This is a genomic window from Bacillus cereus group sp. BfR-BA-01349, from assembly GCF_022663795.1.
In the GTDB taxonomy this organism is placed as follows: domain Bacteria; phylum Bacillota; class Bacilli; order Bacillales; family Bacillaceae_G; genus Bacillus_A; species Bacillus_A cereus.
This window is the reverse complement of sequence record NZ_JAKUGE010000015.1, coordinates 34,342-56,736: the sequence shown is the minus strand read 5'-3', so window position 1 is coordinate 56,736 and position 22,395 is coordinate 34,342. Positions and strand designations below refer to the sequence as shown.

Sequence of the window (22,395 nt, the reverse complement as noted above, 5' to 3'; positions counted from 1 at the left end):
TCGTGGGAACCTCTATAATTAGGAGTGTAAAGAGCAAAAGAAATAGATTATATGATCAATTAGGAGAGATTGCTATGAAAAGACATACAAGAAAAATTGCAATTATCGGTACTGGATTAGTTGGATCAAGTTGTGCGTATTCCATTGTAAATCAAGGAATTTGCGAAGAACTATTATTAATTGATATAAATCATGAACGTGCAGTTGGGGAAGCGATGGATTTATCACATTGCATTAACTTTACAAATACAAGAACAAAAGTATATGCAGGAAGCTATGAAGACTGCAAAGATATGGACATTGTTATTATTACAGCAGGGCCAGCACCAAAACCTGGACAAAGTCGCTTAGATACTTTAGGAGCGAGTGCGAAGATTATGGAAAGTGTTGTTGGCGGCGTAATGGAAAGTGGATTTGATGGTATTTTCTTACTTGCATCGAACCCAGTTGATATTATTACATATGAAGTGTGGAAATTATCTGGATTACCTAGAAATCGCGTAATCGGTACTGGTACATCATTAGATTCTTCTCGCTTAAGAACAATTTTATCTGAAATGCTACATGTAGACCCTCGTAGTATCCATGGGTATTCATTAGGAGAACATGGTGATTCTCAAATGGTTGCTTGGTCTCATGTAACTGTTGGTGGAAAGCCAGTTCTGCAAATTTTAGAAGAACAAAAAGAACGATTTGGTGAAATAGATTTAGATGAAATTGTTGAGAAGACTGCAAAAGCTGGCTGGGAAATTTATAAACGAAAAGGTACTACTTATTACGGAATTGGAAATTCTCTAGCATATATTGCGAGTTCAATCTTTAATGATGATCACCGTGTTATTGCTGTATCAGCCATTTTAGATGGTGAGTACGGTGAATATGATATTTGTACAGGAGTACCTGCTATTATTACTAGAGACGGTATAAGAGAAGTTGTAGAACTCAATTTAACAGAGGATGAAGAATCTCGATTCGCAAAATCAAACGATATTTTACGTGATTATATGAAAACAATTGGTTACTAACTTATAGAAGAAGGTGAAACGAATGAAGGAATATATAATGTCTCGTGTATTTAAAGCATCTGCTGGAATCGCACAAGGTATTTTCGTATCCCTCGGAATTGGTTTACTGATCGAAAATATAGGAAGAATTGTTGATATACCATTACTTATTACAATCGGAGTTGTTGCAAAATCCCTTATGGCACCGGCGATTGGTGCCGGCATTGCTTTTATGCTCGGTGCAAACGGTCTTGTAATCTTCTCGGCGATGGTAGCCGGAGCAATTGGTGCCGGATCCATTTCAATTACTGAAGCTGGTCTAATTATTAAAACAGGTGAGCCAATCGGTGCATTATTAACAGCAACTTTAGCTGTATATATTGGTAAACGTTTAAGCGGAAAAACTGCGTTAGATATGATGCTCGTTCCATTTGCAGCAATATTAGGTTCTGGTTTAGTTGGTATTTGGTTATCTCATAATATTACTCCTGTTTTAAATGCAGTTGGAGCGTTTATTAAAGATAGCTCAGCTGGTAGTCCGTTTATTGCTTCTATCGTCATTGCAGTAGTTTGGGGACTATTACTTATCTCTCCAGCTTCATCAGCTGCGTTAGCAATTGTACTTAGCTTAGACGGTGTTGCAGGTGCTGCTGCTCTTGCCGGATGCGTCGCTCAGTTTATCGGATTCTCTGTCATCTCAGCGAAAGAAAACAATTTAGGTGGCATATTAGCTCAAGCACTTTGTACTCCGAAAGTACAGTTGCCAAATATCACTAAAAACCCAATGATTCTCGTTCCAACTGTCGTCGCCAGTGCTATAGTCGGTCCAGTATCAGCATTAATTTTCCAACTGGAAGCAGGAAAGGAAATTGCAGGTCTTGGATTAAGTTCTCTTATCGCACCAATTAATTTAATTTCCAGCCAAGGGTGGGAAGTTCTCCCGGCGATGGTAATTACTTATATCGTCATTCCAGTAGCTGTTTCTTATATACTTTACATTGCTCTTAAAAAAGCAGGTCGTATTCACTCTGGTGATATGACTGTACCGCAATCTTAAGTTGAAAATCTCCTTACTAATAGATAAAAGCAGACTGAGAAGCCACAGTCTGCTTTTTTGTCATGCTACATTCTATGATTTTGTTTTACTGGAACTCTTATCGGTTCTTTGGCCAATAAGAGCTGAACGCCGAAGTAAAGTATACTTGCAAGCGTCATTCCAGAAACGGCATCTACAAAGGCATGCTGCTTCGTAAATAGCGTTGATAAAATAATAAGTGTACCGAAGAAAGTAAGGATGTAATATTCACAAGCATGCTGTTCTCTACGCTTAAAGGCAGCTAACATAATTACAAATGTAGTAAGAACGTGAATGCTAGGGAAACAGTTTACAGGTTGATCGATACTATAAATATAGCGAACTAGTTCAGAAAATACATCTGTCCCAACGACAGTCGGACGCGGTACAGTTGTTTGCCAAAAATAATAAATAGAAAAACAAGCAAGCTTTCCAAAAATAATACTACTTAAAGTGACATAATATTGCTTTCGGTCTGCAAAGCAGTAATAAATAAGTGCGCCGTATAAGTATGGAAACCAAAGTAAATAAGGAATAATAAATGCTTTTACAAATGGAATCCAATCATCTACTATAGTTGTAACGTCTACTGCGTGAACAGTCGATTTATTTAATACGTCGTAAAGGGGACTTACGAGTACGAGTAGAAGTATATAACTTAACGGAAGAAAAGATGAAAGTTTAAATTTCTTCATGTTGATCTCCTATGTTTAGTAATGTAAGTAAATTCAATTGATTATAATATAGAAACGTGAATTGGGCTATCGATTTTACTTACATTTTCTTGAATTAACCTTACGTTTTTGTCACTTGACTAAAAAGAAGGGAAGGGTGCTAAATGAAGCGTTTATCGTATTTCTTATTTTTTATATTGATATGCCTAGTCGGTGCTGGGTGTGCAAAGGATAAAGAAGGAGAGAAATTAGAATATAACGGAAGAGCACTCGTAATTGGAGTTGTTGGAGAAAAGCCGAAAGATACGTTTAGGAATGTAAAGTTTGAGGAAATGAAGTTAGAGGTACTGGAAAAGAAATCTAAGGAAGTGGATGGTTTTCTAATAATGAAAGATCACTTTCAAGAAGCCTCAACAGAACAGTATAAAAATGTATTTTCATCGCTAAAGAAACCAGTGTTTTTTATCGGTTTACAAGATAAATCATATTCAATTTTTATTACAAAAGGGATAGAGTATAACAGTGCACGAAAAGATGTAAATGCGATGTATACGCAAGGTTTTGCGAATATCGGAAGTGGTGAAGGGCAACAATGGGCAATTGGTTTATCAAATGGTGGAAACACAGAAGAAAGTATTCATAATATGTATAGCGTAGTATTTCAAACAATTGCAGATTATTTGAATAGATGATGAAGGAGCGTGTAAAAGAGGCTTCTTATTTTTTAAAATAAACGTTTGTTTAAGCTGTATGTTCGGTAGGAAGAAACTCCTGTAGTTCAAAGGCTAAGAAAGAAAAATGGAGAATTAATCAAACGCTTGTTTAAGATATATGTTTGGTGCAGAATCTAAAAAATTTATATATTTATTTTTTTCTTAACAAATGGCGGAAAAATAAGAAAAATTCGCAGGATTATTAAAAATTATCACGAAATAAGTAAAAGTTTAGCGAATAATGGTTTGAAATAATAAAACGTTTTCTATATGATAAAGGTAAAGGTTAGTAAAAAAGTAGGTGAATTTATGACAGTAACATTTTATTCATATCCAAAGTGTGGCACATGTCAAAAGGCAAAGAAATGGTTTGAGGCAAACGATGTAGCATATGAGATGATTCATATTGTTGAAAATCCACCATCAAAAGAAGATTTACGTAATTTACATGAAAAAAGTGAATTACCATTAAAAAAATTCTTTAATACAAGTGGAATGCGTTACCGTGAACTTGGTCTAAAAGATAAGTTGAAAGATGCAAGCGAAGACGAAATGTATGAGCTTTTAGCATCGGATGGCATGTTGATTAAACGTCCAATTGTAACAGATGGAACGAATGTAACACTTGGTTTTAACGAAGAGCAGTTTGAAAGTGTGTGGAAAAAGTACCAATAAGGTATTTTTACATAATTAATACATTCACTGGAGGTACAGTCATGAGCATTCCAAATAATTTACGTTACTCTGAAGAACACGAATGGGTAAAAACTGAAGGTAATGAAGTTGTTATCGGTATCACTCACTTTGCACAAGGTGAGCTAGGCGATATCGTATTCGTTGAACTTCCTGAAGTAGGTGCAACAATCGAAGCTGACGAGCCATTCGGAAGCGTAGAATCTGTTAAAACAGTTTCTGAGTTATACGCACCTGTAAGCGGTAAAGTTGTAGCAGTAAACGAAGAATTAAGTGACCAACCAGAACTTGTTAACGAATCTCCATACGAGGGTGCATGGATGGTTAAAGTTGAACTTTCTGATGCAAGCCAAGTTGAGAAGTTATTAACTGCAGAAAAATATGCAGAAATGACAAACCAAGACTAATTATAGTCGACTAAAGGACAGCCTTTGTGCTGTCCTTTTTTATTTTGTGTGAAATAATGAAATTCAAGTTATATGTAAATAAATAAGCTATTATGAGAAAAACTGTTTTGTGGTAAGGTTTCATAAGTCTTCACAATCTAAACGAGCCGCTTGCGCTTTTCATTGTCCAGCTCCAGCGGCTAGAACAGTCGGTCATTTCACTCCTTCACTTGAGGCAAAAGGCGCCTCAAGTGAAGGAGTTCGGGTGCCCTCCTGTTCTGAAAGAGCCGCTTGTGCTTTTCATTGTCCAGCTCCACCTCCTAGCCCTTCATGTCTAAGAACCTTCCGTACGAAGAAGACAAAAAGCGTCTTCTGTACGAAAGAACCTTAGCCAACAGGGCTAAACAGTCGGTTCTGCTTTTCTTTATGATCCAGCTCTAGCGGCTAGATTGTTCGGTGGCTTCGCTTCTTCCTGCAAGGCCAAAAGCGCCTTTACGTCAGAAGCTCCATCCCCCTCACAATCTGAATGATCCGCTTGCGCTTTTCTTTGTGATCCAGCTCCAGCGGCTAGAACAGTCGGTCATTTCACTCCTTCACTTGAGGCAAAAAGCGCCTCTAGTTCAGGAGTTCCAATGTCCTCTTGTTCTGAGCAAGCCGCTTCCGCTTTTCTTTTGCAAAAATAAACAGGAAACAACATGAAAATAACGAATATACTATATACTAAGTTCAATGTTATATAGTATATGGTGATCGGGTGATGACATATGATTTATGTAGAAAAAGTCATTATTGTAGAAGGTACATCAGATAGAAGAAAGATTGAATCTATTATTCGTGAACCGGTGGAAATTGTTTGTACAAATGGTACAATTGGTTTGTCGAAAATGGATGAGCTCGTTGATCAGTTTTTTGATAAGGAAGTGTATGTGCTAGTGGATGCTGATGCTGCTGGAGAAAAGTTAAGGAAACAATTTCGAAAAGAATTTCCGCAAGCCGAGCATATCTATATTGATCGCTCGTACCGAGAAGTGGCAACTGCGCCATCTACACACTTAGCAAATGTATTATGGGGAGCCGACATTGACGTTTATACAGAATATTTACGGTAAGGAATGATAGAAGTGATTGATTGGACAGGAGCCGAAGCTACAGCCCTAATAGAGAACGAAGAAAAAACAGTATTATATGTATATACTCCAATGTGTGGAACATGCCAATTAGCAAAAAAGATGTTAACAGTCGTTGAGATGACAATTGAAGGCCTCAAAATTGGGATGTTAGATTTAAATTATGCTCCGTATTTAGCGAAAGAGTATGGGATTGAAAGTGTACCTTGTTTACTTGTTTTTGAAAATGGGAAACTGATGAAGAAGATATACGCATTTCATTCGGTTGAATATTTATATACGGAATTAAAGTAGGCGGCAAAATTTTTGCCGCCTCGACATATTTCTTGGGAAATATGTCGAGATGCAGGGTGGATACAGTATTTGTCGAGCGAAAATAACAGGATTGCTCTTTAGTGAGAGGGAATGGTATGTAATAGAAAGTGATATGAAGGATGTGATTTAGGATGAGATTATATTCTTTGCTTCAATCATTTGTAAATTACGCTAATGGTCAATATCATTTAGAACCGCTTTTAAGACAAGAGGAAAAAACTGTTAATTTTCGTTTTGGAGATGAAAGTTGTTCGTTACAAATTTCAAGAGATTATATAGAGCTGGTACATGAGGAAAGAGGAACGGAACAAATCATTTGCTTAGATGAAAAGGATATAGAACAATTGGTGAATGGAAATGTACGATTGCAAATGTTAATGAACGATGGACGTGTACAATATTCGGGAACGTATCGAACGATGTTATTAGTGGAATCGATGTTTCATATATGTAAACCGATGTCAGTAGGTGCTTAAAATTCTGAAGTTTCATTTTTTACGAAAATTTCTGTTGACATGGTGAGTGTATATTGATACAATTCAAGTCATAAAATATAGACAATTTAATAAATTTCAAATCAGACGAAAATTGAATCTGATTTCTCTTATCAAGAGAGGTGGAGGGACTGTGCCCTGTGAAGCCCGGCAACCGTCAACTTATGTTGAAATGGTGCCAATTCCTGCAAAGCGAATGCTTTGAGAGATGAGAGAGAGGGATAATGTTGTTATATACGCATATAAACCTTTCTGCTTCTCTAAAGCAGAAAGGTTTTTTTATTGTTTGAATGTGGAGGACATTCAAATAATAAAGGTAGTGATAACGGTGGACTACACGCATTAAACATAAAAAATTGCGGAGTCGACCTAAAATCTTTATGAAATCTAGCTCCAGCGGCTAGAACAGTCGGTCGTTTCATCCCTTCGTATGAGGCAAAAAGCGCCTCTACGTCAGGGATTCGGGCGTCCTCTTGTTCTAAACGAGCCGCTTGCGCTTTTTATTTAAAAAAGGGGTGAACATCATGATTCTATTAGAGAACGTAAAGAAAATATATAAGGCGAAAAGCGGTGATGTCACTGCTGTAGATAACGCCAATTTAAAAATAGACAAAGGTGAAATCTTTGGTGTTATCGGATATAGTGGCGCTGGAAAAAGTTCTTTAATCAGATTGTTTAATCAGTTAGAGAAACCGACTTCTGGCCAAATTACAATTGCGAATCGTGTTATATCAGCAATTACAGGAAGTGAACTTCGTAAGGCAAGGCAAGAAATCGGAATGATTTTTCAGCACTTTAACTTACTTTGGTCACGAACTGTACGTGAAAATATAGAGTTTCCACTTGAAATTGCAGGTGTTGATAAAGCGCAGAGAAGAAAACGTGTTGATGAATTAATTCATCTCGTTGGATTAGAAGGGAGAGGAGACGCGTACCCATCTCAGCTGAGCGGAGGACAAAAGCAACGCGTCGGGATTGCAAGAGCTTTAGCTAATAATCCACAAGTGCTTTTATGTGATGAAGCAACGTCAGCTCTTGATCCAGAAACGACAGATCAAATTTTGGATTTACTATTAGACATTAATAAGCGCCTTGGTTTAACAATTGTACTCATTACACATGAGATGCACGTGATTCGAAAGATATGTAACCGAGTAGCGGTAATGGAGAGAGGAAAGATTGTAGAAACAGGTCCAGTACTTGATGTATTCCGTAATCCGAAGCAAGATATTACGAAACGATTTGTACAGCAGTTAACAGATTCTGAAGATACAAATGAAACAATTGAAAGTTTAATTGAAAAATATCCAGATGGAAAAGTAATTCGTTTGCAGTTTATCGGTGAGGCTGTAGAAAGACCAGTGCTTCAACGATTAATGCAACGCAGTGATATAGAAGTTAGCATTTTGCAAGGAAATATTGCACAAACGAATAACGGTTCTTACGGTAGTTTAGTTGTTCATTTAAATGGTGAGGAAACAGCGATCCAGCAAGCAATAGAAGGAATTCATCAAGATCAAGTAGAGCTGGAGGTGATTGCACATGGATAAGTTACTCGCAAATGTTGATTGGAATCAAATGTTAGAAGCAACTGGTGAAACGTTATATATGACGGCAATCGCAGCTCTTGCGACATTTGTTTTAGGACTAATTTTAGGATTGTTACTCTTCATGACAGCGAAAGATAATTTATGGGAAAACAAATCAATTAATACGGTGATTGGAGCATTCGTAAATATATTCCGCTCTATACCGTTCATCATTTTAATTATTTTATTAATCCCATTCACAAAGATTCTTCTTGGAACAATTCTTGGAGCAAGTGCAGCTTTGCCGGCTTTAATTATTGGAGCGGCACCATTCTATGCGAGAATGGTTGAAATTGCACTTCGCGAAATTGATAAAGGTGTAATTGAAGCTTCAAAAGCAATGGGAGCAAAAACAAGCACAATTATTTTGAAAGTGTTAATTCCAGAATCATTACCAGCATTAGTATCTGGTATTACGGTTACGACAATTGCTTTAGTAGGCTATACAGCAATGGCGGGAGTTGTTGGTGCTGGTGGCCTTGGAACACTTGCTTACTTAGAAGGATTCCAGAGAGGGAATAACGATGTAACAATCGTTGCGACAATTTGTGTATTACTAGTTGTATTTTTAATCCAGTGGATTGGTGATAGTTTAACGACTCGAATAGATAAACGATAATAAAAACGGGAGGATATTTTAAATGAAAAAATTATTACTTACGGCACTTATTTCAACTTCAATTTTTGGGTTAGCTGCTTGTGGCGGGAAAGATAAAGATGAAAAGAAACTTGTTGTGGGTGCTTCTAACGTACCGCATGCTGAAATTTTAGAAAAAGCAAAACCGTTACTTGAGAAAAAAGGAATTGAATTAGAAGTGAAAAAATTCCAAGATTACGTGTTGCCAAATAAATCGTTAGCGGATAAGGAATTAGATGCAAACTATTTCCAGCACATTCCGTATTTAGAAAAAGAAATCAAAGATAAAAAATATGATTTTGAAATAGCAGGGAAAATTCATATTGAACCAATTGGTGTATACTCTCAAAAATATAAGAGCTTAAAAGAACTTCCAGACGGGGCGACAATCATTATGAGTAATTCCGTTACTGACCATGGACGTGGTTTAGCAATTTTACAAAAAGAAGGCATTTTAAAAATTAAAGACGGAGTAGATCCAGTTAGTGCAACTCCAAAAGATATTGCAGATAACCCGAAAAACTTAAAGTTCAAAACGGATATTGAGCCAGGTTTGTTACCACAAGTGTATAACAATAAAGAAGGCGACGCTGTTTTAATTAACTCAAACTATGCAATTGATGCGAAATTAAATCCAGAAAAAGATGCAATTGCAATTGAAGGTGATGATTCACCGTACGCAAACGTATTAGTGGTTCGTAAAGGTGATAAAGATAAAAAAGAGATTAAAGAGCTTGTAGAAGTATTGCATTCTAAAGAAATCGAAGACTTTATTAATAAAGAATATAAAGGGGCAGTTGTTCCTGTAAAAGAATAATTGCTGAAAAGGCTGGTGTATGCCAGCCTTTTTTATAACTACATAACTATAGGGGAGAAGGGGACATCATATGAAAAAGATTCTATTGTCAGTTGTTACAGCGCTGTCTGTATTTACATTAGCTGCTTGCGGAGGAAAAGAAGAGAATAAGCTTGTTGTTGGAGCCTCTAACGTGCCGCACGCTGTTATTCTAGAGAAGGCACAGCCAATATTAGAGAAAAAAGGCATTAAGTTAGAGATTAAAAAGTTCCAGGATTATGTACTGCCAAATAAAGCGTTAGCGGATAAAGAAATTGATGCGAACTACTTCCAGCATATTCCGTACTTAGATAAAGAAATTCAAGAAAAGGGATATAAAATTGTAAACGCAGGAAAAATCCATTTAGAGCCGATGGGTATTTATTCTAAGAAATATAAAAGCTTAAAAGACTTACCAGATGGCGGAACAGTAATTATGAGTAATAACGTAGCGGAGCGTGGCCGTATGCTCGCATTATTACAAAAAGGAGGAGTTATTAAACTAAAAGATGGCGTAGATGTTGTTAAGGCAACAGTAAAAGATGTAGTCGAAAATCCGAAAAACTTAAAGTTTAAAACAGATGTAGAGCCTGGATTGTCACCAAAGCTGTATGAAAATAATGAAGGTGATGCTTTATTTATTAATTCAAACTATGCAATTGATGCAAAATTAAATCCAACAAAGGATGCAATTGCGATTGAAGGAGCAGACTCTCCATATGCAAACATCATTGCAGTTCGTAAAGGTGATGAGAAGAAAAAAGAAATTAAAGAGCTAGTAGAAGTGCTACATTCAAAAGAAATTCAAGATTTTATTAATAAAGAATATAAAGGTGCTGTACTTCCGGTAAGTGAATAATTATAAGGAAAGGATTGGAAAATTACCAGTACTTTTTTCTTTATATAAATAAGAAGAAAGGTGTATCATAGAAAGATGCAAAGGAAATACTTATATACATTTGTGAAAAAACGGTTACTTTTTTTCGTCGTTTGCGATATCATTTTATTTGATATAAAATTAGAATGAGAATAAAATGAGAATATGAACGTTTTAGGAATTTTTAAAATGTATATATAGGATTAATGGAGGTATTGAGATGGCTGGTTCTACATTAACGGTTAAAGACTTACACGTATCAATTGATGGCAAAGAAATTTTAAAGGGTGTAAACCTTGAAGTAAAAGGTGGAGAAATCCACGCAATTATGGGACCTAACGGAACAGGTAAATCAACTTTATCTTCTGCAATTATGGGGCACCCAAAGTATGAAGTAACAGAAGGTAGCATCATCATCGACGGTGAAGATGTATTAGAAATGGAAGTAGATGAGCGCGCACAAGCGGGTCTATTCCTAGCAATGCAATATCCAAGTGAAATTAGCGGAGTAACAAACGCTGACTTCTTACGTTCTGCAATTAACGCACGTCGTGAAGAAGGCGATGAAATTTCTCTTATGAAATTTATCCGTACATTAGATAAAAACATGGAATTCCTAGAAATGGATCCAGAAATGGCACAACGTTACTTAAACGAAGGTTTCTCTGGTGGAGAGAAAAAACGTAACGAAATTCTTCAATTAATGATGATTGAGCCAAAAATCGCAATCTTAGATGAAATCGACTCAGGTCTTGATATCGATGCATTAAAAGTTGTATCTAAAGGTATTAACGAAATGCGCGGCGAAGAGTTCGGTTGCCTAATGATTACGCATTACCAACGTTTATTAAACTACATCACTCCAGACTTCGTTCACGTTATGATGAACGGTCGTATCGTTAAATCTGGTGGCCCTGAGCTTGCACAACGTCTAGAAGCTGAAGGTTACGACTGGATTAAAAAAGAATTAGGTATTGAAGACGAAACAACAGAGCAAGAAGCGTAAGAGAGGAGCATAAACATGACAATCGGTACATTACCTTTCGATCAAGAAACAATCCGTCAACGCGCAAGCGAAGTAAACGAAGCTGCTTGGTTGACTGAGTTCCGCTTACAAGCTCTTGCACAAGCAACTGAACTTCCAATGCCAACGCCTGATAAAACGAAAATTGACAAATGGGACTTTATCGGAAAAGGCGACGCTGCTAAGCAAGAGCCTGTAAGTTCTTTAACTGAACTTCCAGAAGCAGTGAAAAACTTAATCGATGAAAATAACAGCGTATTAGTACAACGCACTGGTACAACTGCATTCGTTTCTTTAGCAGACGAAGCAAAAGAAAAAGGTGTTATTTTTACAGACATCGTAACAGCAGCAACTGAGCATGCTGAACTAGTACAAAAGTACTTAATGAAAGACGGCGTGAAAGTAGACGAGCATCGTCTAACTGCACTTCATGCTGCATTAATCAACGGTGGTGCATTCGTATATGTTCCGAAAAACGTTGTTCTTGAAACTCCACTTCAAGCTGTATTCTTAGTAGACGGCGAAGAAGCTAACGTATATAACCACGTACTATTCGTAGCTGATGCGAACAGTACTGCAACTTATGTAGAAAACTACGTTGCAAATGAAAATGCTAAAGGTATTGCAAATATCGTAGCAGAAGTAATCGTGGAACAAGGCGCACAAGTGAAATTCGGTGCGGTTGATCTATTAGCAAAAGACGTAACAACTTACGTTAACCGCCGCGGCGTTGTAGGACGCGACGGCTGTATTGATTGGGCTCTAGGCCTTATGAATGACGGAAACACAATTTCAGAGAACGTTACGAACTTAATGGGCGACGGTTCATATGCTGATACGAAAACAGTAACAATTGGCCGTGGTAACCAAACACAAAACTTTACAACTAAAGTTGTTCACTTCGGTAAACATTCTGAAGGTTGGATTTTAAAACACGGTGTACAAAAAGATAGTGCAACATCTATCTTTAACGGAATTGGTAAAATTGAACACGGTGCATCTAAATCAAATGCACAACAATCTTCTCGCGTTCTTATGTTAGATGAAAAAGCACGCGGTGATGCAAACCCAATTCTTTTAATCGACGAAGATGATGTAATGGCAGGTCACGCAGCTTCAGTAGGTCGCGTAGATCCAATCCAACTATACTACTTGATGAGCCGTGGTATTCCAAAACGCGAAGCAGAACGTTTAGTCATCCATGGATTCTTAGCACCTGTAGTTAATGAGCTTCCAATTGAAGGAGTAAAGGCACAGCTTGTTGAGGTAATTGAAAGGAAAGTTCGCTAATGAATATTCATGAAATACGCAAACAGTTTCCAATTCTTGATCAAAAAGTGAACGGCAAACAACTTGTTTATTTCGATAGTGCAGCAACTTCTCAAAAACCAATTCAAGTCATTGAAACGTTAGAACGTTACTATAAAGAATATAATTCTAACGTGCATCGCGGTGTTCATACGCTCGGTACGAAAGCTACCGACGCGTATGAAGGTGCACGTGAGAAAGTTCGCAAGTTTATCAATGCGAAATCAATGGAAGAGATTATTTTCACGCGCGGAACGACAACTGCATTAAATACAGTAGCGGCTAGCTATGGTCTTGAAAATGTAAAAGAAGGCGATGAAATCGTTATTTCTTACATGGAGCACCATAGTAACATCATTCCGTGGCAACAAGTTGCGAAGAAAACTGGCGCAACTTTGAAATACCTTCCGCTTCAACCAGACGGTACAATTTCTTTAGAAGATGTTCGTCAAACTGTTACACCGAATACAAAAATCGTTTCTATTATGCAAGTATCAAACGTACTTGGAACGATTAACCCTGTAAAAGAAATCGGAGCAATCGCACACGAAAACGGCGCAATTATGGTCGTTGACGGTGCACAAAGTACACCTCACATGAAAGTGGATGTACAAGATTTAAACTGTGATTTCTATGCATTATCTGCTCATAAGATGTGCGGACCTACAGGCATCGGCGTATTATATGGTAAAAAAGAATTGCTGAACAATATGGAGCCAATTGAATTTGGCGGTGAAATGATTGATTTCGTAGATTTACAAGAATCTACGTGGAAAGAGCTTCCGTGGAAGTTCGAAGCAGGTACACCGATTATCGGTAATGCAATCGGACTTGGTGCGGCAATTGATTTCCTAGAAGAAATCGGTCTTCATAATATTGAAAAGCATGAACATGAATTAGCGCAATATGCTTTAGAAAGACTATCAGAAGTAGATGGCGTTACAATTTATGGTCCAAAGCATCGCGCTGGTCTTGTTACATTTAATATTGAAGACGTACATCCTCACGATGTAGCGACAGTATTAGATGTAGAAGGTATTGCGGTTCGCGCAGGACACCACTGTGCACAACCGCTTATGAAGTGGCTGAAAGCTTCTTCAACAGCACGTGCGAGCTTCTATTTATATAATACAAAAGAAGAAATTGATACATTTGTTGAATCGCTAATCAAGACAAAGGAGTATTTCACAAATGTCATTTAATAATTTAGATACGTTATATCGTCAAGTTATTATGGATCATTATAAGAATCCTCGTAACAATGGCGTGCTAGAAGATAGTGTTACAGTAAACTTGAACAATCCAACTTGCGGCGATCGTATTCAACTTACGATGAAAGTAGAAGAAGGTATTGTGCAAGAAGCGAAGTTTGAAGGAGAAGGATGTTCTATCTCAATGTCTTCAGCTTCCATGATGACACAAGCAGTAAAAGGTAAGAAAATTGAAGAGGCACTTCAGCTTTCTAAAATTTTCTCTGACATGATGCTAGGAAAAGAGTACGATGACAGCATCGATTTAGGAGATATTGAAGCATTACAAGGCGTATGCAAGTTCCCTGCACGTATTAAATGTGCAACATTAGCGTGGAAAGCGTTAGAAAAGGGCTTAAACGAAGAGAAGTAATGTTAAAGGTTCCTAAAAACGAGGTTATCTAAGGAGGGACACACCAACATGGCGAAGCAACTGCCAGATATCGGCGATTATAAATATGGTTTCAAAGACAAAGACGTTTCGATTTTCCGTGCTGGACGCGGTTTAACAAAAGAAATCGTTGAAGAAATTTCACGTATGAAAGAAGAACCACAGTGGATGTTAGACTTCCGTTTAAAATCACTGGATAAGTTCTACGAAATGCCAATGCCACAATGGGGCGGCGACTTAAACGACTTAGATTTCGATGAAATTACGTACTACGTAAAACCATCTGAGAAATCTGAGAAGTCTTGGGATGAAGTACCTGATGAAATTAAAGCAACATTTGATAAATTAGGTATTCCAGAAGCTGAGCAAAAATATTTAGCTGGTGTATCTGCACAGTACGAATCTGAAGTTGTATACCACAACATGAAAGAAGACCTAGAAGCTCTAGGAATCGTCTTCAAAGATACAGATAGCGCATTAAAAGAGAACGAAGATATTTTCCGTGAACATTTCGGAAAAGTAATCCCACCAACAGACAACAAATTTTCTGCATTAAACTCTGCAGTTTGGTCTGGTGGATCATTCATCTACGTTCCAAAAGGTGTTAAAGTTGATACACCACTTCAAGCGTATTTCCGTATTAACTCTGAAAATATGGGACAATTCGAGCGTACGCTTATCATCGTAGACGAAGGCGCACACGTACACTACGTAGAAGGTTGTACAGCACCTGTTTACACGACTAACTCACTTCACAGTGCGGTAGTAGAAATCATCATTAAAAAAGATGCATATTGCCGTTATACAACAATCCAAAACTGGGCGAACAACGTATACAACCTAGTTACAAAACGTGCGGTTTGTGAAGAAAACGCAACGATGGAGTGGATTGACGGTAACATCGGATCTAAATTAACGATGAAATACCCAGCAGTTATCTTAAAAGGCGAAGGCGCTCGTGGTTTAACATTATCTATCGCGATTGCCGGTAAAGGCCAACACCAAGATGCTGGTGCGAAAATGATTCACTTAGCACCAAACACGTCTTCAACAATCGTTTCTAAATCGATTGCGAAGCATGGTGGTAAAGTAACTTACCGTGGTATCGTACACTTCGGACCAAAAGCGAAAAACTCTCGCTCTAACATCGAGTGTGACACGTTAATCATGGATAACCAATCTACATCTGATACAATTCCTTACAACGAAATCAAAAACGATTACGTTTCACTTGAGCACGAAGCGAAAGTATCTAAAGTATCAGAAGAACAATTATTCTACCTAATGAGCCGCGGTATTTCTGAGCAAGAAGCTACAGAAATGATCGTAATGGGCTTCATCGAGCCATTCACTCGCGAACTTCCAATGGAATACGCAGTTGAAATGAACCGTCTAATCAAGTTTGAGATGGAAGGTTCTATTGGTTAAATAGAAATGCGGAGCCGACTGTTCAGACCCGTTGGCTAAGGTTCTTTCGCACAGAAGATGTTTTTCATCTTCTAGTGCGGAAGGTTCTTAGACATGATGGTCTAGGAGGCAAAGCTGGATAATATATGTATGAAGAAAGCGCCCTGCTGTGCAGGGCGCTTTTTTGTTTTGCAGATTTGTCTTGGCTTGGGAGAGGGTACCCGGGTGGGTGTTCAGTTAAATATATCAGCGATTTTTCAAATATATCGACCATAACTCGGAATATATCAGCGATTATTTCAATATATCGACGATTCGACAAGGGATATCGATTTATCGACAAAGTAAGACAAAAGAAAATCCTCACATACCCCAAACATTTTATAAGAACAGAGAACGACTAGGTTTAAGACAAAGATACTGACAAATCCACTTGAACAACCACCCACTGAATTCTCTATTAAACTTTTTGACAAATCCACCCCTCCCTCCACTATCTGGAATTCTTTCCTGCATTAGCAAAAGTTTCTCATATAAAAAGGACAATCTTTTGCTTTTTCTCACAATGCGAGTACAATGTAAAATAGTAAGAAAAGACGAAAAGTATTTACAGGATTATTGCGTACGCATAGCGTAAATGGCAGTAAGGAACTGAGGGGAGGTTTTTTCTCTGAATATAAATAAAGAAACAATCATCCATCTTTATCATACAAACGATATACATAGTCATTTTGAAAATTGGCCGCAAATTTCTCGGTTTGTTCTAGGGGAGAAAAAGCGAAGACAGGAAGTGGGAGAGACTGTTTTGACAGTTGATATCGGGGATCATGTGGATCGTTTTCATAGTATTTCGGAAGCGACAAATGGCCTTGGGAATACGAAGCTTTTGAATGAGGCGTTATATGATTATGTAACGATCGGAAATAATGAAGGCATTACGTTAGCGAAAGAGCATTTAAATCGGCTCTATGATGATGCTGGATTTGAAATACTTGTCGCAAATTTATTTGAAAAAGAAGGGGTACGTCCGTCATGGGTAAGGCCTTATAAATTGCATACAACGACGGATGGGATTACCATTGCTTTTATCGGATTAACGGTAGCTTATCCAGAGTTTTATCAGATGCTCGATTGGCATATTGAAGATCCCATTATTCATTTAGAGTCTATTTTAGAAGAAGTGAAAGATGAGGCTCATATTACGGTTGTCCTTTCTCACCTTGGAAAAAGTATGGATGAGTATATGGCAGAGCATTATGATATAGATGTTATTTTAGGAGCACATACGCATCATTTATTTGAGCGTGGTATTCTACTGAATAATACTTTACTTTGTTGTTGTGAAAAGTGGGGACGTTACGTTGGTCACGTGCAGCTTACTGTGGATATAGAGACGAAGAAATTGCTGAAAAAAGACGGTAGAGCGATTAAGACGGAACGGTTAGGTGCTTATAGCGAGCCGTTATCCACAATTGAAATACTGCAGGAAGAAAGTGAGCATATAATGGCAGAGTCTGTCGTTCATTTAAAAGAGTCATTACCGGTTGATTGGTTTCAGGAGACGCCGTTTTCTCACATGTTAGCAAGTGCGCTGAAAACATGGTGCAATGCAGAGATTGGCATGGTGAACGCTGGTGTACTTCTTGAAGGGTTAGAAGAGGGTGTTGTAACGCGCGGAGATATTCACAGAATTTGTCCACATCCAATTAATCCGTGTGCTTTGAAAGTTCCAGGAAAGATATTAAGAGAAGTTATTTTAAAAGCACGTAAGCCGAATATGGAGAATCTTGAGGTGAAAGGATTCGGATTTCGGGGAAAAGTGATGGGGAAAATGATTTACGCTGGTGTAGAAGTCATTCCAGATACGATTCCCGGGAATAAAATTTTACTCGAAGATGTATTAATTAACGGGGAATCGCTGGAATTAGATCGTATATATACAGTAGGAACGATTGATATGTTTACATTTGGCTACTTATACCCAGAGCTATCCACACTTTCTGACAAACAATATTATATGCCAGAACTACTTAGAGATGTGTTAACAGATATGTTAATAACTTATACATCTTCCGTTAAACTATAGGCTAGTTAACTTGTAACACTCATTTTTCTCTTGTCATACAGATAAGAAAGAGAGGAGTGTGAACTATGGTTAATGTGGAGCCAATTATAATTGATAATTATACGTTTATTGCAGTTAGCGTGAAACTTCCAAAGACGAATTTGCTAGCTGTAATGAGCGATAAAGGATATATTATGTGTGGTGCATTAGATGTAGGTCTTTTAAATGAGAAATTAGGTGATCGAGGAATTATTGCTGGCCGTGCGGTTGGTGTAAGAACGATTGAACAACTTCTTGAAGCACCGCTAGAATCAGTAACGATTGAAGCCGAAGCTTTAGGTATTACGACTGGCACAATCGGAAAAGAAGCATTATTAAAAATGAGATAAGCATATATCGTCCCTCCTTCTTGCATAGAAATGATATAAGAAGGAGGTTTTTTTATGAGTATATTTCGCTCGAAAAACTCGCGGTTTCGAAGGGGACCTATTGCCTTTCGGTATATACTGCTTATGTCGTTTATTCTTTTTGTTATATTACTTACGCAAGGGTTGTGGATTGTGAATAATAATATTCAGCCGACCTTAATTAAATATGGGGAAGTAGAGACACATAAAATGGCGACGGCAATTATGACGAAGGCAGTAAAGGATCGAATTAATGAAGGATTCGATGTAGATTCATTAATGAAAGTACAGAATGATAAAAACGGAAAAGTATCCACAATTAATTTAAATACAAAGCAAGTAAATGAAATCGTAACATCAACGACCACGTACATAGAAAAATATTTACAGCAAGTAGAACAAGGGAAGTTGAAGGAGCTAGGTATTTCTGAAAAAAACGGCGCGACTATGGCAGTTCCTTTTGGGCGTGTAACTGATAATGCACTTCTTGGTAATATAGGACCAGATATTCCGATTCATTTCACGCCAGTTGGACATGTGAATACAGATATTAAACAAAAAATTGAGCCGCATGGGATTAATACTACAGCGATTCAAATTGTTATGGAAATGGAAGTAACATTGCAAGTGATTATTCCATTCCATACGAAAGAGATAAAGGTGAAACAAAATGTTCCGATTGCGACGCGTATCGTTCAAGGGGAAGTGCCTACGTATTATGGAAGCGGAAGTGTTGCTGTACCTGATAAAAAGAAAACAGATAGTTAGTTGTAAATAAAGTGAAACTCGGCTCAGTCAGGATTTTACTGGATAAAAAATAACCGTAGCAATGCAGCTACGGTTATCGTTTTGTATTTGCTCGTTCTTTGCGCTCCCAAAGGCTTAAATGCATGTATGGATCGAAGGCCCATTCTGTATAGCCATTGTCTTTATACATGCCAAAATGTAAGTGGGGCGGAAATTTTCCGGCTGTACCAGGAGGTCCATAACCAGTGCTACCAACAAATCCGATTACTTTCCCTGGCTCAACAATTTGTCCAAGCTGTATTTCTTTTGAGAACCCGCCTAAATGAGCGTAATAATGGTAATTGTTATGAAGGTCGCGAATACCAATGCGCCATCCACCAAGGCGGTTCCAACCTTTCGTTTCAATAATGCCATAGCAAGTCGATCTTACTGGCACGCCATATCCGGCAAAAATATCGGTTCCTTCATGAATCCTTCTGCCGCCAAAACTTCTTCCAGCGCCGAAAGTACTACGGTAGCTATGGTCACTACGGATCGGAAGAGGAAAAGCATTTCCTTCTAAATTAATACGTCCATAATGTTTATAAATTTGGGCGTATTCGCTAATTAAATCAACTGTTTTGGCACGTTTATAATATTCCCAGAGCATAATTTTAATACGGTCTTCTGACGTTCCTTGTTTCCTTAAAATAGTCGCTGCGGTATGCAGAAGATCACGGTCGCTATTTGCATTTGCAAATCCATCTTTGTCACCATCTAAACCTATTCCGCCAAATAGAGAAATTGTATGGGGAAGAGTATCGTTACTATTAATAGGTCCAGCCCATATTTCTGGTTTGAAATAAAGGGAAATGATGGCATCTGGTTTTTTCGGAATATCTTTTCTTACGCTCCGTATATTTCTTTCATATTGATCCATTGCAGCTAAGTAATACCATGGAATGCCTGAAGACTGCTCGGTTTCTTTATATAGTGCCATGCGCTTTTCGTATATGCTTTGCTGATTATCTTCACCGTAAGCGATGTTTTGGTGGAGAAGAAAACAAATAGAAAGCAAAAGAGAAATTTTTCGAAGCATGAGATAGACTCCTTTCACAACATCACTCTTTTTAGTGTGGGATATACGGAGTATTTCATTATAGGGAACGATTGGAAAAAATCTTAGAATCTTCATTTGAGCAAATCGCTTTCATACGTTAGAATAGATATGTTACATTGAAAGAAGCGAACACGGTAAACTATTTCATATTGTGCGGAGTTGATAACCATGACAAAACAAACAGAATATAAGCGCAAGCCCGAATGGTTGAAAATTAAGTTAAACACGAATGAAAACTATACAGGCTTAAAGAAAATGATGCGTTCTAAAAATCTTCATACCGTTTGTGAGGAAGCAAAATGTCCGAATATTCATGAATGCTGGGCTGTAAGAAAAACAGCAACATTTATGATTTTAGGTGCGGTTTGTACACGTGCTTGTCGTTTTTGTGCGGTTAAAACAGGCTTACCAACTGAGCTTGATTTACAAGAACCAGAACGCGTGGCAGATTCAGTAGTACAAATGGGCTTAAAGCACGTTGTTATAACAGCGGTTGCACGTGATGATTTAAAGGACGGGGGAGCAGCTGTTTTTGCTGAAACAGTACGAGCAGTACGTCGTAAAAACCCATTCACGTCTATCGAAGTATTACCATCTGATATGGGTGGAGTAGAAGAAAACTTAAAAATGTTAATGGATGCAAAACCAGATATTTTAAACCATAACATTGAAACAGTACGTCGATTATCTGACCGAGTTCGCGCTAGAGCAAAATATGAACGTTCATTAGAGTTTTTACGTCGAGCGAAAGAAATGCAGCCTGATATTCCAACTAAATCGAGCATTATGGTGGGCTTAGGTGAAACGAGAGAAGATTTAATTGAAGCAATGGATGACTTACGTGCAAACAATGTGGATATTTTAACTCTTGGGCAATACCTACAACCATCTAAGAAGCATTTACCAGTTCTTAAATATTACCCACCAGCAGAATTTGCAGAGCTTAAAGAAATTGCACTTAGCAAAGGATTTAGCCACTGTGAAGCTGGCCCACTTGTGCGTTCTTCTTACCATGCGGACGAGCAAGTACGTTCTGCAAAAGAAAAAACAGCAGAAGCTAAATAATGAAAAAAGAGAGCTAACGATTAGCTCTCTTTTTGTTTATACTCTAAAACGGTATTTGGACATGTTAATAAAATCTTTTTTAATTCTTCTGTGGATAATTCAATTGTAAATTCAGGTACACCAGGTGTAATTAAAATTTTATCGTACGTATAAATAGCGTTATCCACAATAATTGTTACATCGTGTGAATATCCGAAAGGAGCCACACATCCCGGCGTACAACCAGTTTTGTCTCGCAGTTCATCAGGAGAACAGAGAGATAAGCGTTCTCCTGTTAGTTCTTTCATCTCTCCCCGGTTGAGCCTTGTGGCCTCTAACGTAAAAAATACGTAATAATCTCCAGACTTTGATTTTAAAAATAAGCTTTTACTTGGAGTGCCTTGTAAGCCGAGTCTCTCACGTACAATCCGATCTGTCTCATAATCGAGTACTGGTTCGTGTTCAAATTTTTCATAAGAAACATTTGTTTTATGTAGTAGAGCAAGTACATCTTCGTACATATGGAGTGATACCCCTTTCTATTATTAGTACAGTTTCTTCTCGTGGCGTCAACTGAATGTTTTGGAAAGGGATATTACTTGGACGATGCTTCCCATAAGCGTTTTATGATACATTGTTCGTCGATTGTAATTTCGTAAATATCAGGATTCGTTAAAGTTCTCCATTCATTAAAGCCAATCGTATGATCAAAATGCTTTAAAATGAGCGTAAGTAAATTGCCATGTGTAACAAGTAGTGTTGTCGTATGGTTTAATTGTAAAACGTCTTGAATAAGCGATATGGCACGGTCTGTTGCTTGTTTTGTTGACTCTCCGCCTGAAAAGGCAATATCTATATTTGTAAAAGTAGATTCTAGTTTTTGTATCCAATCATCCATTGGAACGTTGCTCAATATGCGTTCAGTTAATCGTTCATCTTCTTGGATAGATAAGTTAGCTTGGAGCGCATAGGGCCGAATGGAATCGATAGCTCGGACAAATGGGCTTGAAATAATATGATCGATTTGTAGATGATTTTCTAAGAGGAATGTAGCAAGGGTATTTGCTTGGTCTTTTCCATCGGTCGTTAATTCAGCATCACGTTTTTGCCCAGTTGCTGAACAATGTCGTATTACAATAATTTTCTTCATAATTCATCCCCATCTTTCAAGTTGACGCTATATACTTCGACAAATGTGGAAATAATTCCTTTTTCTTGGAAAACGGCATATGGA

25 protein-coding genes and 1 riboswitch are annotated in these 22,395 nt (G+C 37.7%); of the genes, 21 read left to right on the top strand and 4 right to left on the bottom strand.

Annotation, left to right across the window (positions count from 1 at the left end; all coding sequences use genetic code 11):
• Positions 1–74: 74 nt before the first annotated feature.
• Entirely contained in the window at positions 75–1,025 is a 951-nt protein-coding gene (locus tag MR169_RS10775) for an L-lactate dehydrogenase (protein ID WP_000820652.1), read from the top strand.
• Between the two features lie 22 nt (positions 1,026–1,047).
• Complete coding sequence (locus MR169_RS10770; protein WP_242319367.1) at positions 1,048–2,061, top strand: PTS sugar transporter subunit IIC; 1,014 nt, start codon at positions 1,048–1,050, stop codon at positions 2,059–2,061.
• A gap of 65 nt (positions 2,062–2,126) precedes the next feature.
• Here MR169_RS10770 and MR169_RS10765 read toward each other — a convergent pair whose 3' ends face one another.
• Complete coding sequence (locus tag MR169_RS10765) at positions 2,127–2,774, bottom strand: phosphatase PAP2 family protein (RefSeq protein WP_242319366.1); 648 nt, start codon at positions 2,772–2,774, stop codon at positions 2,127–2,129.
• A 143-nt stretch (positions 2,775–2,917) separates the two neighbouring features.
• Here MR169_RS10765 and MR169_RS10760 point away from each other — a divergent pair, with 143 nt between their 5' ends.
• The 18 genes from MR169_RS10760 to yunB all read left to right on the top strand — a co-directional run bounded on the left by MR169_RS10760 (position 2,918) and on the right by yunB (position 19,039).
• The gene (locus MR169_RS10760; RefSeq protein WP_242319365.1) at positions 2,918–3,445 is read left to right on the top strand and encodes a hypothetical protein; all 528 of its coding nucleotides are present in this window, start codon (positions 2,918–2,920) and stop codon (positions 3,443–3,445) included.
• Between the two features lie 330 nt (positions 3,446–3,775).
• On the top strand, positions 3,776–4,141 hold the full coding sequence (locus MR169_RS10755; RefSeq protein ID WP_000218968.1) for an arsenate reductase family protein: 366 nt from the start codon (positions 3,776–3,778) through the stop codon (positions 4,139–4,141).
• A 41-nt stretch (positions 4,142–4,182) separates the two neighbouring features.
• The gene (gcvH, locus tag MR169_RS10750) at positions 4,183–4,566 is read left to right on the top strand and encodes a glycine cleavage system protein GcvH (RefSeq protein ID WP_000026896.1); all 384 of its coding nucleotides are present in this window, start codon (positions 4,183–4,185) and stop codon (positions 4,564–4,566) included.
• Between the two features lie 743 nt (positions 4,567–5,309).
• Positions 5,310–5,654, top strand: a complete 345-nt coding sequence (locus MR169_RS10745; RefSeq protein WP_000640867.1) for a toprim domain-containing protein — start codon at positions 5,310–5,312, stop codon at positions 5,652–5,654.
• A 3-nt stretch (positions 5,655–5,657) separates the two neighbouring features.
• Positions 5,658–5,966, top strand: a complete 309-nt coding sequence (locus MR169_RS10740; protein ID WP_002001388.1) for a thioredoxin family protein — start codon at positions 5,658–5,660, stop codon at positions 5,964–5,966.
• 152 nt (positions 5,967–6,118) lie between these two features.
• Positions 6,119–6,463, top strand: a complete 345-nt coding sequence (locus tag MR169_RS10735; protein ID WP_001242139.1) for a hypothetical protein — start codon at positions 6,119–6,121, stop codon at positions 6,461–6,463.
• 125 nt (positions 6,464–6,588) lie between these two features.
• A riboswitch (SAM riboswitch) is annotated at positions 6,589–6,696 on the top strand.
• A gap of 309 nt (positions 6,697–7,005) precedes the next feature.
• Complete coding sequence (locus MR169_RS10730) at positions 7,006–8,031, top strand: methionine ABC transporter ATP-binding protein (RefSeq protein WP_000601767.1); 1,026 nt, start codon at positions 7,006–7,008, stop codon at positions 8,029–8,031.
• Entirely contained in the window at positions 8,024–8,689 is a 666-nt protein-coding gene (locus tag MR169_RS10725) for a methionine ABC transporter permease (protein WP_000359401.1), read from the top strand. The genes MR169_RS10730 and MR169_RS10725 overlap by 8 nt, the downstream gene beginning before the upstream one ends.
• Positions 8,690–8,711: 22 nt before the next feature.
• Positions 8,712–9,524, top strand: a complete 813-nt coding sequence (gene metQ / locus MR169_RS10720) for a methionine ABC transporter substrate-binding lipoprotein MetQ (protein ID WP_000735097.1) — start codon at positions 8,712–8,714, stop codon at positions 9,522–9,524.
• Between the two features lie 70 nt (positions 9,525–9,594).
• The gene (gene metQ / locus MR169_RS10715) at positions 9,595–10,401 is read left to right on the top strand and encodes a methionine ABC transporter substrate-binding lipoprotein MetQ (RefSeq protein ID WP_000722399.1); all 807 of its coding nucleotides are present in this window, start codon (positions 9,595–9,597) and stop codon (positions 10,399–10,401) included.
• Positions 10,402–10,639: 238 nt separating this feature from the next.
• On the top strand, positions 10,640–11,425 hold the full coding sequence (sufC, locus tag MR169_RS10710; protein WP_000929160.1) for a Fe-S cluster assembly ATPase SufC: 786 nt from the start codon (positions 10,640–10,642) through the stop codon (positions 11,423–11,425).
• A 15-nt stretch (positions 11,426–11,440) separates the two neighbouring features.
• Positions 11,441–12,733 (top strand): Fe-S cluster assembly protein SufD, encoded by a 1,293-nt coding sequence (sufD, locus tag MR169_RS10705; protein ID WP_242319364.1) that lies wholly within the window; start codon positions 11,441–11,443, stop codon positions 12,731–12,733.
• On the top strand, positions 12,733–13,953 hold the full coding sequence (gene sufS / locus MR169_RS10700; protein WP_001020769.1) for a cysteine desulfurase SufS: 1,221 nt from the start codon (positions 12,733–12,735) through the stop codon (positions 13,951–13,953). The genes sufD and sufS overlap by 1 nt, the downstream gene beginning before the upstream one ends.
• Positions 13,943–14,374, top strand: a complete 432-nt coding sequence (gene sufU / locus MR169_RS10695) for a Fe-S cluster assembly sulfur transfer protein SufU (RefSeq protein WP_000009526.1) — start codon at positions 13,943–13,945, stop codon at positions 14,372–14,374. The genes sufS and sufU overlap by 11 nt, the downstream gene beginning before the upstream one ends.
• Positions 14,375–14,422: 48 nt before the next feature.
• Positions 14,423–15,820 (top strand): Fe-S cluster assembly protein SufB, encoded by a 1,398-nt coding sequence (gene sufB, locus MR169_RS10690; RefSeq protein WP_001118827.1) that lies wholly within the window; start codon positions 14,423–14,425, stop codon positions 15,818–15,820.
• 649 nt (positions 15,821–16,469) lie between these two features.
• Positions 16,470–17,885 carry a bifunctional metallophosphatase/5'-nucleotidase gene (locus MR169_RS10685; RefSeq protein WP_255846453.1) on the top strand — a complete coding sequence of 472 codons (1,416 nt, stop codon included), beginning with the start codon at positions 16,470–16,472 and terminating at the stop codon, positions 17,883–17,885.
• Positions 17,886–17,950: 65 nt separating this feature from the next.
• Positions 17,951–18,253, top strand: coding sequence for a YunC family protein (locus MR169_RS10680; protein ID WP_016118834.1), 303 nt, complete (start codon positions 17,951–17,953; stop codon positions 18,251–18,253).
• Between the two features lie 54 nt (positions 18,254–18,307).
• Positions 18,308–19,039, top strand: coding sequence for a sporulation protein YunB (gene yunB, locus MR169_RS10675; RefSeq protein ID WP_000021805.1), 732 nt, complete (start codon positions 18,308–18,310; stop codon positions 19,037–19,039).
• A gap of 73 nt (positions 19,040–19,112) precedes the next feature.
• On the opposite strand, the gene MR169_RS10670 is transcribed toward yunB, so the two are convergent.
• Complete coding sequence (locus MR169_RS10670) at positions 19,113–20,096, bottom strand: M23 family metallopeptidase (protein WP_016118833.1); 984 nt, start codon at positions 20,094–20,096, stop codon at positions 19,113–19,115.
• A 189-nt stretch (positions 20,097–20,285) separates the two neighbouring features.
• Here MR169_RS10670 and lipA point away from each other — a divergent pair, with 189 nt between their 5' ends.
• On the top strand, positions 20,286–21,182 hold the full coding sequence (gene lipA / locus MR169_RS10665) for a lipoyl synthase (protein WP_000166372.1): 897 nt from the start codon (positions 20,286–20,288) through the stop codon (positions 21,180–21,182).
• 20 nt (positions 21,183–21,202) lie between these two features.
• On the opposite strand, the gene MR169_RS10660 is transcribed toward lipA, so the two are convergent.
• Positions 21,203–21,682 carry a YbaK/EbsC family protein gene (locus tag MR169_RS10660; protein ID WP_242319363.1) on the bottom strand — a complete coding sequence of 160 codons (480 nt, stop codon included), beginning with the start codon at positions 21,680–21,682 and terminating at the stop codon, positions 21,203–21,205.
• 74 nt (positions 21,683–21,756) lie between these two features.
• Positions 21,757–22,311: a histidine phosphatase family protein gene (locus tag MR169_RS10655; protein WP_000721048.1), complete on the bottom strand. Its 555-nt coding sequence runs from the start codon at positions 22,309–22,311 to the stop codon at positions 21,757–21,759.
• Positions 22,312–22,395 lie beyond the last annotated feature (84 nt).

Coding starts and splice junctions, on each gene's coding strand:
- MR169_RS10775 (WP_000820652.1), top strand. CDS start 75: ATGAAAAGACATACAAGAAAAATTGCAATTATCGGTACTGGATTAGTT.
- MR169_RS10770 (WP_242319367.1), top strand. CDS start 1,048: ATGAAGGAATATATAATGTCTCGTGTATTTAAAGCATCTGCTGGAATC.
- MR169_RS10765 (WP_242319366.1), bottom strand. CDS start 2,774: ATGAAGAAATTTAAACTTTCATCTTTTCTTCCGTTAAGTTATATACTT.
- MR169_RS10760 (WP_242319365.1), top strand. CDS start 2,918: ATGAAGCGTTTATCGTATTTCTTATTTTTTATATTGATATGCCTAGTC.
- MR169_RS10755 (WP_000218968.1), top strand. CDS start 3,776: ATGACAGTAACATTTTATTCATATCCAAAGTGTGGCACATGTCAAAAG.
- gcvH (WP_000026896.1), top strand. CDS start 4,183: ATGAGCATTCCAAATAATTTACGTTACTCTGAAGAACACGAATGGGTA.
- MR169_RS10745 (WP_000640867.1), top strand. CDS start 5,310: ATGATTTATGTAGAAAAAGTCATTATTGTAGAAGGTACATCAGATAGA.
- MR169_RS10740 (WP_002001388.1), top strand. CDS start 5,658: ATGATAGAAGTGATTGATTGGACAGGAGCCGAAGCTACAGCCCTAATA.
- MR169_RS10735 (WP_001242139.1), top strand. CDS start 6,119: ATGAGATTATATTCTTTGCTTCAATCATTTGTAAATTACGCTAATGGT.
- MR169_RS10730 (WP_000601767.1), top strand. CDS start 7,006: ATGATTCTATTAGAGAACGTAAAGAAAATATATAAGGCGAAAAGCGGT.
- MR169_RS10725 (WP_000359401.1), top strand. CDS start 8,024: ATGGATAAGTTACTCGCAAATGTTGATTGGAATCAAATGTTAGAAGCA.
- metQ (WP_000735097.1), top strand. CDS start 8,712: ATGAAAAAATTATTACTTACGGCACTTATTTCAACTTCAATTTTTGGG.
- metQ (WP_000722399.1), top strand. CDS start 9,595: ATGAAAAAGATTCTATTGTCAGTTGTTACAGCGCTGTCTGTATTTACA.
- sufC (WP_000929160.1), top strand. CDS start 10,640: ATGGCTGGTTCTACATTAACGGTTAAAGACTTACACGTATCAATTGAT.
- sufD (WP_242319364.1), top strand. CDS start 11,441: ATGACAATCGGTACATTACCTTTCGATCAAGAAACAATCCGTCAACGC.
- sufS (WP_001020769.1), top strand. CDS start 12,733: ATGAATATTCATGAAATACGCAAACAGTTTCCAATTCTTGATCAAAAA.
- sufU (WP_000009526.1), top strand. CDS start 13,943: ATGTCATTTAATAATTTAGATACGTTATATCGTCAAGTTATTATGGAT.
- sufB (WP_001118827.1), top strand. CDS start 14,423: ATGGCGAAGCAACTGCCAGATATCGGCGATTATAAATATGGTTTCAAA.
- MR169_RS10680 (WP_016118834.1), top strand. CDS start 17,951: ATGGTTAATGTGGAGCCAATTATAATTGATAATTATACGTTTATTGCA.
- yunB (WP_000021805.1), top strand. CDS start 18,308: ATGAGTATATTTCGCTCGAAAAACTCGCGGTTTCGAAGGGGACCTATT.
- MR169_RS10670 (WP_016118833.1), bottom strand. CDS start 20,096: ATGCTTCGAAAAATTTCTCTTTTGCTTTCTATTTGTTTTCTTCTCCAC.
- lipA (WP_000166372.1), top strand. CDS start 20,286: ATGACAAAACAAACAGAATATAAGCGCAAGCCCGAATGGTTGAAAATT.
- MR169_RS10660 (WP_242319363.1), bottom strand. CDS start 21,682: ATGTACGAAGATGTACTTGCTCTACTACATAAAACAAATGTTTCTTAT.
- MR169_RS10655 (WP_000721048.1), bottom strand. CDS start 22,311: ATGAAGAAAATTATTGTAATACGACATTGTTCAGCAACTGGGCAAAAA.